The organism is Thermococcus argininiproducens (genome assembly GCF_023746595.1).
Classification (GTDB): Archaea; Methanobacteriota_B; Thermococci; order Thermococcales; family Thermococcaceae; genus Thermococcus_A; species Thermococcus_A argininiproducens.
Window position 1 is genome coordinate 817635 of record NZ_CP080572.1, and the last position, 12953, is coordinate 830587.

Annotated in this window: 15 protein-coding genes; 7 read left to right on the plus strand and 8 right to left on the minus strand. The window is 38.2% G+C overall.

The features are described from left to right. Position 1 precedes the first annotated feature (1 nt). Genes K1720_RS04275 through K1720_RS04290 form a run of 4 tightly spaced genes read left to right on the plus strand, consistent with a single transcriptional unit; the run spans position 2 to position 3000 of the window. Positions 2-658: a hypothetical protein gene (locus K1720_RS04275; RefSeq protein WP_251950189.1), complete on the plus strand. Its 657-nt coding sequence runs from the start codon at positions 2-4 to the stop codon at positions 656-658. A gap of 39 nt (positions 659-697) precedes the next feature. Further along, positions 698-1630, plus strand: a complete 933-nt coding sequence (locus tag K1720_RS04280) for an NOL1/NOP2/sun family putative RNA methylase (protein ID WP_251950190.1) — start codon at positions 698-700, stop codon at positions 1628-1630. Positions 1631-1687: 57 nt separating this feature from the next. Next, positions 1688-2326: a DUF257 family protein gene (locus tag K1720_RS04285; protein WP_251950192.1), complete on the plus strand. Its 639-nt coding sequence runs from the start codon at positions 1688-1690 to the stop codon at positions 2324-2326. Beyond that, positions 2323-3000 carry a DUF257 family protein gene (locus tag K1720_RS04290; protein ID WP_251950194.1) on the plus strand — a complete coding sequence of 226 codons (678 nt, stop codon included), beginning with the start codon at positions 2323-2325 and terminating at the stop codon, positions 2998-3000. Before K1720_RS04285 ends, K1720_RS04290 begins: the two co-directional genes overlap by 4 nt. Here the strand turns inward: K1720_RS04290 and K1720_RS04295 are convergent. Both K1720_RS04295 and K1720_RS04300 read right to left on the minus strand, forming a co-directional pair. Further along, positions 2960-3958, minus strand: coding sequence for a hypothetical protein (locus K1720_RS04295; RefSeq protein WP_251950196.1), 999 nt, complete (start codon positions 3956-3958; stop codon positions 2960-2962). The genes K1720_RS04290 and K1720_RS04295 overlap by 41 nt on opposite strands. After that, the gene (locus K1720_RS04300) at positions 3958-4548 is read right to left on the minus strand and encodes a metallophosphoesterase family protein (protein ID WP_251950198.1); all 591 of its coding nucleotides are present in this window, start codon (positions 4546-4548) and stop codon (positions 3958-3960) included. The genes K1720_RS04295 and K1720_RS04300 overlap by 1 nt, the downstream gene beginning before the upstream one ends. A 63-nt stretch (positions 4549-4611) precedes the next feature. Here K1720_RS04300 and K1720_RS04305 point away from each other — a divergent pair, with 63 nt between their 5' ends. From K1720_RS04305 to K1720_RS04315, 3 genes are all read left to right on the plus strand, one after another. Then, on the plus strand, positions 4612-5700 hold the full coding sequence (locus K1720_RS04305; RefSeq protein WP_251950200.1) for a saccharopine dehydrogenase family protein: 1089 nt from the start codon (positions 4612-4614) through the stop codon (positions 5698-5700). Continuing rightward, entirely contained in the window at positions 5678-6340 is a 663-nt protein-coding gene (locus K1720_RS04310) for a 16S rRNA methyltransferase (protein WP_251950202.1), read from the plus strand. The genes K1720_RS04305 and K1720_RS04310 overlap by 23 nt, the downstream gene beginning before the upstream one ends. A 114-nt stretch (positions 6341-6454) precedes the next feature. After that, the gene (locus K1720_RS04315; protein WP_167888359.1) at positions 6455-6871 is read left to right on the plus strand and encodes a translation initiation factor IF-5A; all 417 of its coding nucleotides are present in this window, start codon (positions 6455-6457) and stop codon (positions 6869-6871) included. A 9-nt stretch (positions 6872-6880) separates the two neighbouring features. On the opposite strand, the gene K1720_RS04320 is transcribed toward K1720_RS04315, so the two are convergent. The 6 genes from K1720_RS04320 to K1720_RS04345 form a co-directional block, all read right to left on the minus strand. Then, the gene (locus tag K1720_RS04320; protein ID WP_251950204.1) at positions 6881-7753 is read right to left on the minus strand and encodes a carbohydrate kinase family protein; all 873 of its coding nucleotides are present in this window, start codon (positions 7751-7753) and stop codon (positions 6881-6883) included. A gap of 9 nt (positions 7754-7762) precedes the next feature. Next, positions 7763-8965, minus strand: a complete 1203-nt coding sequence (locus K1720_RS04325) for a glycosyltransferase (protein WP_251950206.1) — start codon at positions 8963-8965, stop codon at positions 7763-7765. Between the two features lie 73 nt (positions 8966-9038). Next, positions 9039-10076, minus strand: a complete 1038-nt coding sequence (locus tag K1720_RS04330) for a glycoside hydrolase family 130 protein (protein WP_251950208.1) — start codon at positions 10074-10076, stop codon at positions 9039-9041. A 12-nt stretch (positions 10077-10088) separates the two neighbouring features. Then, positions 10089-11162 (minus strand): ABC transporter ATP-binding protein, encoded by a 1074-nt coding sequence (locus tag K1720_RS04335; RefSeq protein WP_251950210.1) that lies wholly within the window; start codon positions 11160-11162, stop codon positions 10089-10091. Beyond that, positions 11162-12010, minus strand: coding sequence for a carbohydrate ABC transporter permease (locus K1720_RS04340; protein WP_251950212.1), 849 nt, complete (start codon positions 12008-12010; stop codon positions 11162-11164). The genes K1720_RS04335 and K1720_RS04340 overlap by 1 nt, the downstream gene beginning before the upstream one ends. Continuing rightward, positions 12007-12945, minus strand: coding sequence for a carbohydrate ABC transporter permease (locus K1720_RS04345; protein ID WP_055280688.1), 939 nt, complete (start codon positions 12943-12945; stop codon positions 12007-12009). Before K1720_RS04345 ends, K1720_RS04340 begins: the two co-directional genes overlap by 4 nt. Positions 12946-12953: the final 8 nt, after the last annotated feature.

A 12953-nucleotide genomic window follows, 5' to 3' on the forward strand; every position in this document is an offset into this window, starting at 1 on the left:
AATGAAGGTTACTCCTGAGATGTTGCTTTTGATAATGGTTTTGGGTGCAGTGGCAGCTTTACAGTTCTATAAAGGCAGAAGATTGAACTTAAGCATAATGGAATACTACTTACGGACAATAGAAAGTATAGTAAAACCGAAAGACAAAGAATACGTGTGGATAGGTGGATATGTAGGATTTAGGGCATTTTATAAGGTCAATGAGGGCAATTTGGATAAGTTTGAATATACTTTGACACTTCTACCAAGACAAAGCATTCTCTATTTCCCAATTTCAAAGATAGTTAATAGGCATGACAAGATATATTTTGTTATAAAACCTTACACCACAATTAGACGTGAAGTACACTTGATTCAGAGGGGCTATTATAGGTTTAAACCGAAGATTGAGGATGAAGAACTTCTTCAGAGGGAAGTGATTGAAGTGAATGGAAAACAGTACGAGGTGCTCTTTGAGAAAAGACGCGATGTAGAGCTACTTAGAGACTTCATTCAAGGATTTTCTAAAGCTGAAAATGTTAAGCATGTATCACTTACTCCAAAAACCAACGTACTATATGTCTTCATGAAGCCAGAGGTTGAAACCATAGAGCAGGACGTGAGACATATAATCCGTTTTGTTAATGAAAGTTTAAAAGAGAGCCCCTTCGAGAGATGAAGACAAAAACCTAATAAATTTCTTTTTAAATTTTTACTCATGATAGAAAGACTTTTTGCCCTTGGCTATTCAAAAGAGTTTGCAGAGCGTTATTATCAACTTTGGGGCGAGAGGGCTTTAAGAATAGCTGAAGCAATGGAAAAATCTCTTCCAAGATGCTTTCGAGTCAATACCCTTCGTGTTGGTGTATCAAAGCTTACTAAGATGTTAAACAAAAAAGGGTTTCAATTTAAGCGCGTCCCCTGGGCTAGAGAAGGCTTTTGTTTAACTAGAGAGCCTTTTTCTATCACCTCGACTCCAGAATATCTGGGAGGGTTAATTTATATCCAAGAAGCCTCTTCAATGTATCCACCAGTGGCCCTTGAGCCAAAGCCTGGAGAAATTGTAGCAGACATGGCTGCAGCTCCAGGAGGAAAGACATCTTATATGGCCCAACTGATGGAAAACAAGGGAGTAATATATGCTTTTGATGTAGGGGGAGACCGACTAAAAGAGACCAGACTTAATCTTTCAAGACTTGGAGTGACAAATACCATCCTCGTTCATAAAAGTTCTCTGTATATGGGAGAACTTGGCATGGAGTTTGATAAAATTCTTTTGGACGCTCCCTGTACTGGTAGTGGTACAATTCATAAAAATCCAGAAAGAAAAGCAAATAGAACAATTAAAGATATTAAATTCTGTCAAAACCTGCAAATACAAATGATTAAGGTTGCATTAGAGAATCTAAAGGTTGGGGGAGTGTTGGTATATTCTACATGTTCATTGGAACCAGAGGAGAATGAATTTGTGATTCAGTGGGTGCTCGATAACTTTGATGTTACACTTTTACCTCTTCGATTTGGCGAACCGGCCTTGACCTCTCCATTTGACATAGAGCTTAGTTCTGAACTCTCTAAAGCAAGACGATTCTATCCGGATGAACATAATACTAGTGGTTTTTTTGTGGCGAAGGTACAGAAAAAATTCTAAAATAGAAAGAAAAACATTTAATAACATGCTAATAACAATAATTTTAGGTGAATTCCAATGAGGTTGCAATTGGGGGACTTTTTAAATGATATCTGTGAGGGAGAGAGAATATTCATTGAGTATGAATCCACGTCGCATCCAGAACTTTTTCTTGATGGATTGGTGAAATGGAGCAATGAAGAGGGGATACCACTCTTAATAGTTGACATGCTGGATACATTTCATCTCTTTGTCCAGCAGCTTAGATTTTTGGGATATGGCACTCATCATTTGGAAAATCTCTGTGTTATTAAAGGAGGAGGCAAGGTTGAACTTGGAGAGGTAATTGGAAGGGTTAGAATAATGGAAGAGTTCTACGTGCAACTTAAAGAGTATAATGATGCAGTAAGGTTATTCTTCGAAAAGGTCAAATCTGATAAGGCCGTTATTGTGTTTTTGGGCACGGAAAAGTTCATGTACTCCTTCCAGGAATCTTCCTATAGGGTCGAGGAGTATTTTGATAAAGTTGTAAGAAGGCCATTGTTTAAGGGAAACATGATCTTTGTTTTTGCTCTGAAGGGTCTCATGAGTGCTCAGGTCAAGGCCCTATGGTATGAGAGCTCCACAAGAGTTCTTGAGATTAATGGTAGAGGAGACAGATTTTTTATTAAAAAAGCACCTAAACTTGATCATTTGGGTGGGGTGATAGAATTATGACTTCCACAGTGGATGAAATCCTGGAATATACAAAATCGGTGATGTGGAGAGAAGGAATTGTCATAGAATATTCTTCTAGTGAGCCCATTCATTTAATTTTTAAATGGCTGGTAGAAATCTCTAAGAAAAATGCTGACAATATGCTTGTCTTGGATGTTCTGGATATTTTATCAATGTTAAAATTAAATCTTGATGTGGCCGGAGAGGATACATCTTTCATACATGAGCTTGATGTAATAAAAATAGGAGGGAACATAAAGCTTGGTAAAATAATAGGCTATGTTGATCCCCACCAAGATATTACAGTATACGCATCTAAGTATTCCAAAATTCTTCGGGAATATTATGAAACCCATAAAAATATAGTGTATTTCATCTTCGGAATGGAAAAGCTTGTGCATCTGCAGGAAAGGAAAGAGGCATTTGAATTATACGCTACAAATTACACACGGTATGTTTTTGGCGATGAAGAGAGGGTGGGAATTTATTTCATAAACAGGGATATAGCAACAAGGGCACTGCTTTTACAAGTAGAAGAGGCAGCTTCTAGAGTGGTAGAAGTTATCCACGAAGAAGGAACATTAAAAATTAAAATTAGAAAGTCTCCACGTTTGGATGATTATGGAAAGGAATTCAAGATTCCCCTTGAAGATCTTCGTCATTTAAAATTTTAGTTTCAATTTCGTGAAGTATTTTTCTAGTTTCTTCACTTAACAAACTTTCAAGCTCATCTCGTGCTGCCTTAGCAACATCAAATTTTGAGGAATATTCTCTGGAAACTTCTATCCAAGGAATTTTCTTCTTTTCCACAAACACATCGATATCTGCAAATCGTTGATATCCTCTATATTCTAGTCCCTTGAGAAGGAATTTTATCCTGAGGGGATCTTCCCAAGTTATGAGTTTTATCTTGTAAACTCTAATTCTCATAAAAGGCCTTGGATAGTCCCAGTCCCATCCTTCGCTTACAACGTATCCTAGATCGAGATCTTCAAGAACTAAAAGCACACGCTCAATATTTTCTTCGTATCTCTTTTTTGTGTCATATATTCTTATGGTTATTTCTCGCCATCCCTCTGGAAGTAACTTAAAAAGCAGGATTGGTAAGTCTATTCTGAGGGCTCTATATACATCTATGAAGTTTTTCTTGATTAAAAAGGCTCCTTTTAAATCTCCTACACTGAGATGTTCGACAAGCTTTTTGTCCGTTACTAAAAGAAGAGTATCTTTCTCCTCTCCTTCGTTTACTCCTCGGGCAAAGCTAGTCTCAATTGCATTGTATCTTTGAGGGATTATTTCCGAGATTTTTTCTGCTTCTTTAGGAACTCTCAACAATATTATTTGTGGTCCGAGATTTGCTCTGTCAAAAGGGGCTTTTGCATTTAAAAGTTCTTTTAATACGCTATCGCTTCTCATTTTTATCAAAAAGGCTCCTCTCGTTAGGTCAAGTATAGTTTTCCATTCTTCGGCCGGTGTTACAAAAACAATAGTATCAAGTTCACCACTTTGGTTCCATGCTTCCTCAACGGATGTCTTTGGAACTCCAAAAAGGTTGGTGATGAAATTCTCTCCAACTTCAACGTTAGAGGTTCTTAAAAATAACATTGAAGGTCCAAAACGCATTAATCTCATTATAATCCCCTCATCACTCTATAACCTCTTTCAAAATTTGTTCCATCTGGGTATTTGACCTTAATAACACGTTTGCTTTGTGGGAGAATGAAATTAATGTTTAGGATTCCATTTAAGCCTTTCTCGATAACTTTAAAGTTATGCCCATACAATGCAAAATCAATGGGTTCATTGTTTTTTAACTCACAAGGTTCGTGGGCCAAAGCCAGTCTAATTCCTTCTATTTCTATGATGCCACCAGGCTTTACTATTTTTGCCTTTCTAGAAAATTTTTTGAGTATTTCTGGATCATCTTCATTTCCAGGCACTATATATACTGTGGCGTTAGAGTTTTCGAGAATATCTAAAAGTTCTTGAACTCTCTTTTTATATCTATCCTTAAGTTCGGGCCGTCTTTCGAGTTTTATATTGTCTACGAGATCTCCGGTATGAATTATGTACTTTGGCCTACTCTTTTCTATTAAGTTGAGAATGAATGAGTATATGTTATCTGGTGTATCACTTATGTGCATGATCTTTGATTCTGAAGTCTCAAGTAATTCCTCTGGAAGACCTCTTCTTCTTAGAAAACTTGGAAGGCTAAATCTCATCTTAAATATTTTTTCGATAGCATTTTATATAATTTTGGCTTAAGAAAGAAGAGGTGGTTTATAGTGCGGGTGTTGGTATTAGGTGCAGGTAACGTTGGAAAGGCTATAGCTTGGGATTTAAAAGATGAGTTTGATGTTTCTGTTGGCGATGTAAGTGAAAGGAGATTAAAAGAACTCTCAAAATTTGTAAAAACCATAAAAATAGATGCCTCGGACTTTAATGAGCTAGTTAGAATCATGCGGCAATCTGAATTAGTTATTGGAGCACTGCCAGGTAGGTTCGGTTATTCTACTGTTAAAGCCGCAATTAAAGCAGGTGTTGATATAGTTGATGTTTCTTTTATGCCTGAAAATCCTCTTGAGCTCCAAAAAGAGGCAGAAAAAAATCAGGTGACGGTGGTATTTGACGCTGGCTTTGCCCCGGGTCTCAGCCATATATTTTTAGGAAGAATTTATCAGAAAATGGATGAACTCAAAGAGGCCTATATTTATGTCGGAGGCCTTCCAAAAGAGCCTAAGCCCCCATTATATTATAGAATAACATGGTCTCCTTATGATTTAATTGAAGAATATACTAGGCCTGCGAGAATTGTAAAGGATGGAGAGATATTATCAGTAGATCCATTGGGGGATATTAAAATCATTGAAATTAATGGGAAGAAATTTGAGGGATTTATAAGTGATGGTCTGCGTTCGCTTCTTGAGAATATTAATGCTAAGAGGCTAGAGGAATGGACACTCCGCTGGCCAGGGCATTTAGCCAAGATGAAAATCTTAAGGGAACTTAGATTCTTCAATCCGGAAAACTTGGAAAATACTCTTAATGTGATATCCCCCTTAATGACGTATGAAAGCCCGGATTTTTCAATAATGGAAGTTATTGGAAAAGGCAGAATTAGTGGTAAACCTATGGAACTTAGATATTTTCTGTATGATGAAGAAAAAGATGGCTTTACATCGATGGCCCGTGTCACCGGTTTTACGACAGCCATAATAGCTCGCATTGTAGGTAGAGGTGCTTGTGCATATGGTGTTATCCCTCCGGAGATCTTAGGAATGAGAGAAGACACATATCTAGAAATAATGAATGGACTTAAGAATAGAGGTATTCAAATAGAGGTGAGTAAAAATGCTTCATCTGATAATAGCTGACAGTGAGCTTGAGCTTGTCCCAAAAAAGCTTCGAAACCATCCTATAATTATCAACTATGCAAAAAAGAGAAACAAACGACCAGAGGAGGTTCTTCTTGATTCTACCTATCATCATTCTGTATTGAAATCTTTAAAGGATGGAGAAAGAAGAGGTAGGCCTGATATAGTTCACCTATGCCTCATGAATGCCTTGGAGAGTATCTTGAATAAGGAAGGCAAGCTTAGGGTTTATGTGCACACGAGGAATAATGAGGTGATTTACATAAAACCTGAAACAAGGCTACCAAGGAACTACAACCGCTTTGTGGGGCTAATGGAGAGTTTATTCAAGAATAAGGTTGTTCCTAAAGATTTAGCACTATTGAGAATTGAGGAGAAGACTCTTTCTAAACTCATCCAGGAGATAGTCCCAGATGCAGTGTTTATCATGCATGAGGAAGGAAAATTTATGATGCCTAAGGAGTTTGGAAAGAAACTGACTAAGTACACTTCACCCGTAGTCATCGTGGGCGGCTTTCCTCATGGAGACTTTCTAAGCGATATAAAGGGAGAAAAAGTCAGCATTTACAGAGAACCGCTTATGGCATGGACTGTTGTGAATGAAGTTATAGTTAGTTATGAAACCAGTTTACTCTGCTGACCTTCTCTCCGCTCTTAAGGGCAAGGCTTTCAAAAGAAAAAGTAAATCTTCTTCAAAAATTTTTTAAATGAGTAAAATAAACCACATCAAGAACATTTGTGGGAGGTAAAGAAAATGGGAGACAAAACCAGAGTTCAGGTTAGTAAGCTCAAACCTGGGAGATATATCCTTATTGATAATGAACCGTGCAGAATAGGCAACATTACAGTTTCATCCCCTGGAAAACACGGTTCAGCAAAGGCAAGAATCGAGGCAGTTGGAATCTTCGATGGCAAAGTTAGGAGCATTGTAAAGCCAACAAGCGCAGAGGTTGATGTTCCAATTATCGACAAGAGAACCGGGCAAATCATAGCCATCACCCCTGATACAATCCAACTTATGGACATGGAAACTTACGATCTCTTTGATGTTCCAATAGCTACAGGGGTTAACGAGGACATCAAAGATAAACTTAAAGAGGGAATCAACGTTGAGTACTGGGAAACTCTTGGAAGAATAAAGATCATGAAGCTTAAGGGAGAAAGCGAGTGAACTTTTTTCTTATTTTTGTTTAAAATTCTGTGTTATTCTTACAAGATTCTTCGGGTTTTTTATAACTTGAGTTGCTACGTTGATTCCTTCTTGTATAGCTTCATTGAGAGAATATCCCTTTGCTATATTTGCCATCACTGTTCCAAAAAGTGAATCTCCAGCTCCTGTGAGCTCCACAATGTTAGTTTTCTTTGCGGGTACTTTAATAACCTCGTTGTCTTCAGTAAGTGCAATAACTCCTCTTTCTCCCATACTTAATATAATATTCTTCGCTCCTGCGTTTTTAAAGGCCTTTAATGCTTCTTCTGGAGTTTTTACTCCAAAGAGTTCTTTAGCATCTTCAAATGAGGGTTTAACATAATCTGCCATTGCGAGGGCCTGTAGTAGATTTTCTTTTTTAGCATTCCATTTCTTCCATATTTCTTTACGATAATTGGGGTCTATTGAGATCAATACTCCTTCTTCCTTTGCTTTTTTTAATGCTTTAAGAATGGCCTCACTAGCAGGCTTCAGAGAGAGTGCAAATGCAGAGGTATGTACAATATCTGCTTTTTTCCAATTTCTCTCAATTGTATCATAGGTTAAGAACCTGTCAGCTCCTCTATAGATTATAAAATCTTTTCCAGCTTCTTTTATTAAAACTAGGGTTGTGTTTTGGCCTATACGAAGTGGCTTTATGTTTGAATTCAAGTATCTGAGTTCACTTTCTATGTGGTCTGCTAAAAAGTCATTTCCTATAGTGCCAATAAATTTCACTTTTGTCCCAGCTTGTTCAGCATAATAAGAAAAGTTAAGGACAGAGCCACCAGCGTGCATACTTATTTGATTATTTATGAGTTTTAAGTCAACTAATGCTTCTCCTAATGCCAAAATATCAGTCATGTTGTCACCTCATAATCCTTTAAAGAGTTGGAGTACTTGTTCGGCCACACTATGCCAGGAGTATCTTTCGAGAACTTTCTGATATGCTCTCTCCGCAAAGGTATCTCTCTTCTCCTTATTCTTTAACAGCTCTGCAATCTTGGTTCCCATTTCTTCAGAATTTTTCGGGTCTACTAAGAATCCATCGTAACCATCTTCTAGAACTTCTGCGGGACCTCCAAACTTTGTTCCCACCATAGCAGTTTTACATGCCATTGCTTCAAGCATGACTATTCCAAATGGCTCGTATGGAGAGGGAAGAACAAAGACATCTGCTGCTGAATAGTATTTTGGAACTAGTTCTCTCGGCTCTATTGCGGGAATTATCTTTACACGATCCTCAACTTTCAATTCTTTAATTAAACGTAAAAGCTTCTGTTTTTCTGGTTCTTCTTCCTTTGCTCCAGTTCCGGTACTTATTAGAACTAGAAAATCTCCCTCGTAATGCTCTTTAATATAGGGAACACTCTTTATGAGCAAGTCTAAACCCTTTCTTGGGTCAAGTCTTGCTAGAGTGAAGACCAATGGTACTTTTGGAAGTTTAAGCTCCTTTTTTAACTTCTCTTTCTCTCCTATTGGTTTATAAAAGCTCGTATCAACCCCTATGGGGATCACGTGGATTTTATTCTCGTCAATTTCATAAAGGGTAGCTATGTCTTTCTTTTCAATGTTTGTAGTTGCTATTACAGCATCACTCTTATCGTAAATCTCTTTTTCGAGAGCAATCCTATCTTTGTATGGTTCAAAGTCCCCTAGAGCTTTTGCTTTCAGAATTCCAAGAGAATGGGAAGTATGTACCATTTTAACTTCAAATATTTCCTTGAGTTTTAATCCTACAAAACCACCATCCCAGTAGTGAGTATGGAGAATTTCATAATTTCTTTCTTTCATGTATATGGCAATCTTTTCAGTGAATTCTGGTAAATATGGTATTAGCTTCTCCTTCGGAATGAAGCCTTCAGGGCCACATTCTATCCTAATTACCCTAACATTTTCGTTAATGTGTTCTATAGGGGGTTTTCCACCCCTCTGCCTGGTGAACATATCTACTTCTACTCCCAACTCTCCTAGATGCTTACTTAGTTCTTTAATGTAGACACACTGACCTCCGGTGTCTGGTTCACCCAATTTCCCCAATGGATCTCCATGAGGAGTTATCATTGCTATTCTCATTTTATCACCCCTCTAACACTCTTGTGGCAATATTCTCAGGATTGAGTAACAAAGATCTAGATTTTGCCTTGATTTATGGGTAATTTTCTCCATATAATCTCCAGAAGACCTTGTTAAGCCACTCATTAAACCATGCGATTTTGATTTCTTTTCCATAGAAGCTAAATCTACATGCTGGTGCTGTGATAGCTCCAATGTACTTATCCGCTGCTCCATAGTACATGATCCACTTCCCCTTGTAACTTACTAGAGCTTCAGCAAAAACCACATTTGGAACATTCCCCACTTTTTCCCAAAGTAATTGTGGTTCAAATATAGGCTCATCAGACCTTGCGATAACCCTATAGGGATTAGAGGGATCGAGTAGAACCCACCCAATACTATAGCCTTTTTCCCAGCTTGCTCCGTTATAAAATAGCAAAATACCTCTGTCTGTGAGTATTGGGGGTGGTCCTGGTTCTACGAGACGTTCGTCAAACATTTTTAACCTTGCCTCTAGTATTGGATTTTTCCAGTCTGCTTTCCAATGAATTAAATCTTTGCTGTATGCAATCCAGATTTTCCAATCTCCAAAAAACATTATATAAGTTCCATTTATTTCAACTGGGAGTATTGCACCACTTTTTGTCCATGGCCATTCAGGGAACACTATTCCATGTTTTTCCCAGTGTATTAGATCTTTACTTGAAGCTATTGCAAGTCTTGCAGTGGAACCATCAAAAGCTGTATATGTCATGTAGTAGGTATCGTTGATTTTTACAATTCTTGGATCTTCACACCCCATTCTTTCTTCTGGGAGAGTGGGATATATTACGGGTTGAGGATACTTTTTGAAGTTTATCCCATCTTTACTAGTTGCTAAAGCTATATAAGATCTAAATTTATTGTCTTGGGCCCTGTAGAATAGATAAATTGTATCGTTAACAACAATTGCTGCGGGATTAAACGTTGCTTTGCTTTCGAAAGGATACTCTCCTGGAGATAAAATTGGTTTGTCTGAAACTCGTGTGTATCCATTTATTGGAGGAGTACAATCGTACCTGAATCCATAAGTTAGAAACAGAATTGTAAATATGAATAAAAAAATAATAGCCGCATATTTCTTTTTCAAAAAGTTCCCTCCTTATCCATAAATGAGTTCTCTTGTTTTAGCATCGAATATGTATATCCTGTCTGCCCTTGGTTTCCAGTAAACCTCTTTCACACTGGTTCCCATACTTTCTGGAAGTTGAACAACTATCTCTAAGTTGCCATAGGGAATATGGCCATAACTTTCTACCCCTAGTTTTTCGATACCTAGGAGCTTTCCTTTAACAAACCCTTCCTTTGCGTCTTTGCTTACTTCTACATGTTGGGGTCTGAAGCCTAGAATCACTTTCTCTCTGGCTTCCATTTCCATTGGAAGCTCTAACAAAAATTCACCAGCATTAAAGAGTGTCTTGTTGTCTTTTACAATTATTTCTCCTTCAATTAGATTCATAGGGGGGCTCCCTACAAACGTACCGACGAAAGTGTTCGCGGGTTTGTAAAAGATTTCATTTGGAGTTCCAACTTGTTGGAGAACTCCTTTATTCATAACGGCTATTCTATCGGCCATTGTCATAGCCTCGACCTGATCGTGAGTTACGTAAATTGTTGTTATTCCTAAGTCATAGCTTAGGAGTTTTTTAAGCTCAAAACGCATTTGGGTTCTTATTTTTGCATCCAAGTTGCTTAAAGGTTCATCTAGTAAAAACACCTCGGGCTCTCTTACAAGGGCTCTTGCAAGTGCCACTCTTTGTTGTTGCCCACCACTTAACTCGCTTGGTTTTCTATTTAACAACTCACTTATTCCCAGGAACTCTGCAACTTCTTTTACCTTTTTGGCTCGTTCCTGTTTTGGAACACCAGCCATTCTTAGAGGAAATTCAATATTCCCAAAGACAGTCATATGGGGGTATAAAGCATAGCTCTGGAATACCATTGCTGTATTTCTCTTAGTAGGGTCTATTTCATTAACTAATTGATCGCCAATCCATATCTCACCTTCTGTAGGTGTTTCCAATCCAGCAATCATTCTAAGAGTTGTTGATTTCCCACATCCACTTGGACCAAGTAGCACCATGAACTCTCCATCTTTAATTTCAAGGTTTAGCCTACTAACAGCTATTACATTTCCAAATTTCTTTGTGACATTCTTCAGCAAAACCCTCGCCATTAGCCTTTCCCTCCCGTAACTACTATGCCTCTAATCAGATACTTATTCAGCACAAGGAAGAGGATTATCGTGGGTGCGGATGCCACGAGTGAACCTGCGATTATTGGAGTGTATTCAGTCCACATGCTTCGTTGGAAAGCAAAACTAAGTCCTACTGGGAGTGTGAAGTTCTCAGGAGATCTTAAGAAGATCAGTGGGCCTATAAATGCATTCCAAGAGCCTAAGAATTGATATACTGCCACTGCTCCAAGGGCAGGTCTTGCTAGAGGTAGAGCAATGTAGAAAAATGATTTTATCGGTCCGCATCCATCCAAACGAGCAGCTTCAAATATTTCGGTGGAAAGGGACATGAAGTACTGTCTCATTAGGAATATACTCGAGACATTAGTGAGGCCCAGAAGGGCAAGTCCAAAGATGTTGTCTATTAGTCCAAGCTTATATATTATAATGTAATTTGGCACTAAGGTTACGAACATGGGAATCATCAAGAGTGAAAGTAGAGCTGAAAAGAGAACGTCTCTCCCTGGGAATTTCAATCTAGCAAATGCATAACCGGCCATGCTGGTAAACATTATATTACCTGCAACTATTAAACCCGCATAAAGAGCCGTGTTTCTAATCCATCTTGGGAATAATTCCAATCTAAAGAGTTTCTGATAATTCTCTAGGGTGAATGGACTAGGCATCCACTCTGGAGGGTATCTTGAAGCTTGAGCCCATGTCATAAAAGAAGCTACAAGAGATCGGATGAATGGCATTAGATAAACGAGTGCAAAGGTTAATAAGACTGCATAGGTTATTACAACCCATATGCGACGTATTAATAGTTCCTTTTCTTTGGGTGTCATCTCATAGCCCTCCCGTATTTTTTCTGGAAGATATATGTGGTTGTAAAGATTATAGCAAAGAGGAACCAACTTTTAGCTGCTGCAACCCCGGGGTTAATTCTTGTAAATGCCTCGTTATAGATGTCCAGTGCCACTGTGTATCCTGCCCCTCCTGGCCCGCCATTCGCCCCAGCCATTACCCAGGCTAGGTCAAACATCTGGAGGGCCCCAATAAGACCCATAACCACTACATACACTATCATGGGCCTTAACATTGGGATTGTTATGAAGAAGAATCTTCTTATGGGGCCTGCGCCATCTAGCATAGCTGCTTCGTATATTTCTTTGGGAATCGCTTGCATTGCTGCTAGGAAAGACACCATAAAGTGCCCACTGGTTCCCCATATAGCAACAGTGGCTATTGCTAAGAGGAGGTAATTTCTATCGTTTATCCAGTCTATTGGTTGAAATCCTGGAATTACATGGGAAAGTGCAAAATTAATAAAACCGTTTTTCATGAAGAGCCAAATGAAAATCAAGGCGACTATAACGGAAGATGTAGTTGCAGGAAGAAAGTAGGACACTTTAAAGAATTGTTGTCCCTTAATCTTTTGATTTGCGAAAGAGGCTAAAACTATAGCAAGAAACGTTTGTACGGGGACAACTATTGCAGTGTAAATAAGGATGTTTTTTAATCCTGTATAAAACGGAGAAAGTAAATATGAGGCTCCGTTGAGACCTCTCATTAGGTCTCTTAACACTATCTCAAAATTTTTTAACCCCACAAATTGCATTGTGCCTATATAATCCCACTTGAAAAAGCTCAAATAAAAGGCAAATCCCATTGCAAAATATCCAAAAACGAGATTTAGGATGACAGCGATCGAGATGAGAGATAAACCAGCAACAATCTCCTTATTTCTAGCCTTCTCATAAAAAGAAGAAAAAGAAAACATATCAGTCA

Bases quoted from the DNA above. Each gene is read 5' to 3' on its own strand.
- K1720_RS04335 (WP_251950210.1), bottom strand. From the start codon at position 11,162: ATGGCGAGGGTTTTGCTGAAGAATGTCACAAAGAAATTTGGAAATGTA.
- K1720_RS04295 (WP_251950196.1), bottom strand. From the start codon at position 3,958: ATGAGATTAATGCGTTTTGGACCTTCAATGTTATTTTTAAGAACCTCT.
- K1720_RS04275 (WP_251950189.1), top strand. From the start codon at position 2: ATGAAGGTTACTCCTGAGATGTTGCTTTTGATAATGGTTTTGGGTGCA.
- K1720_RS04325 (WP_251950206.1), bottom strand. From the start codon at position 8,965: ATGAGAATAGCAATGATAACTCCTCATGGAGATCCATTGGGGAAATTG.
- K1720_RS04315 (WP_167888359.1), top strand. From the start codon at position 6,455: ATGGGAGACAAAACCAGAGTTCAGGTTAGTAAGCTCAAACCTGGGAGA.
- K1720_RS04280 (WP_251950190.1), top strand. From the start codon at position 698: ATGATAGAAAGACTTTTTGCCCTTGGCTATTCAAAAGAGTTTGCAGAG.
- K1720_RS04310 (WP_251950202.1), top strand. From the start codon at position 5,678: ATGCTTCATCTGATAATAGCTGACAGTGAGCTTGAGCTTGTCCCAAAA.
- K1720_RS04290 (WP_251950194.1), top strand. From the start codon at position 2,323: ATGACTTCCACAGTGGATGAAATCCTGGAATATACAAAATCGGTGATG.
- K1720_RS04320 (WP_251950204.1), bottom strand. From the start codon at position 7,753: ATGACTGATATTTTGGCATTAGGAGAAGCATTAGTTGACTTAAAACTC.
- K1720_RS04345 (WP_055280688.1), bottom strand. From the start codon at position 12,945: ATGTTTTCTTTTTCTTCTTTTTATGAGAAGGCTAGAAATAAGGAGATT.
- K1720_RS04285 (WP_251950192.1), top strand. From the start codon at position 1,688: ATGAGGTTGCAATTGGGGGACTTTTTAAATGATATCTGTGAGGGAGAG.
- K1720_RS04340 (WP_251950212.1), bottom strand. From the start codon at position 12,010: ATGACACCCAAAGAAAAGGAACTATTAATACGTCGCATATGGGTTGTA.
- K1720_RS04300 (WP_251950198.1), bottom strand. From the start codon at position 4,548: ATGAGATTTAGCCTTCCAAGTTTTCTAAGAAGAAGAGGTCTTCCAGAG.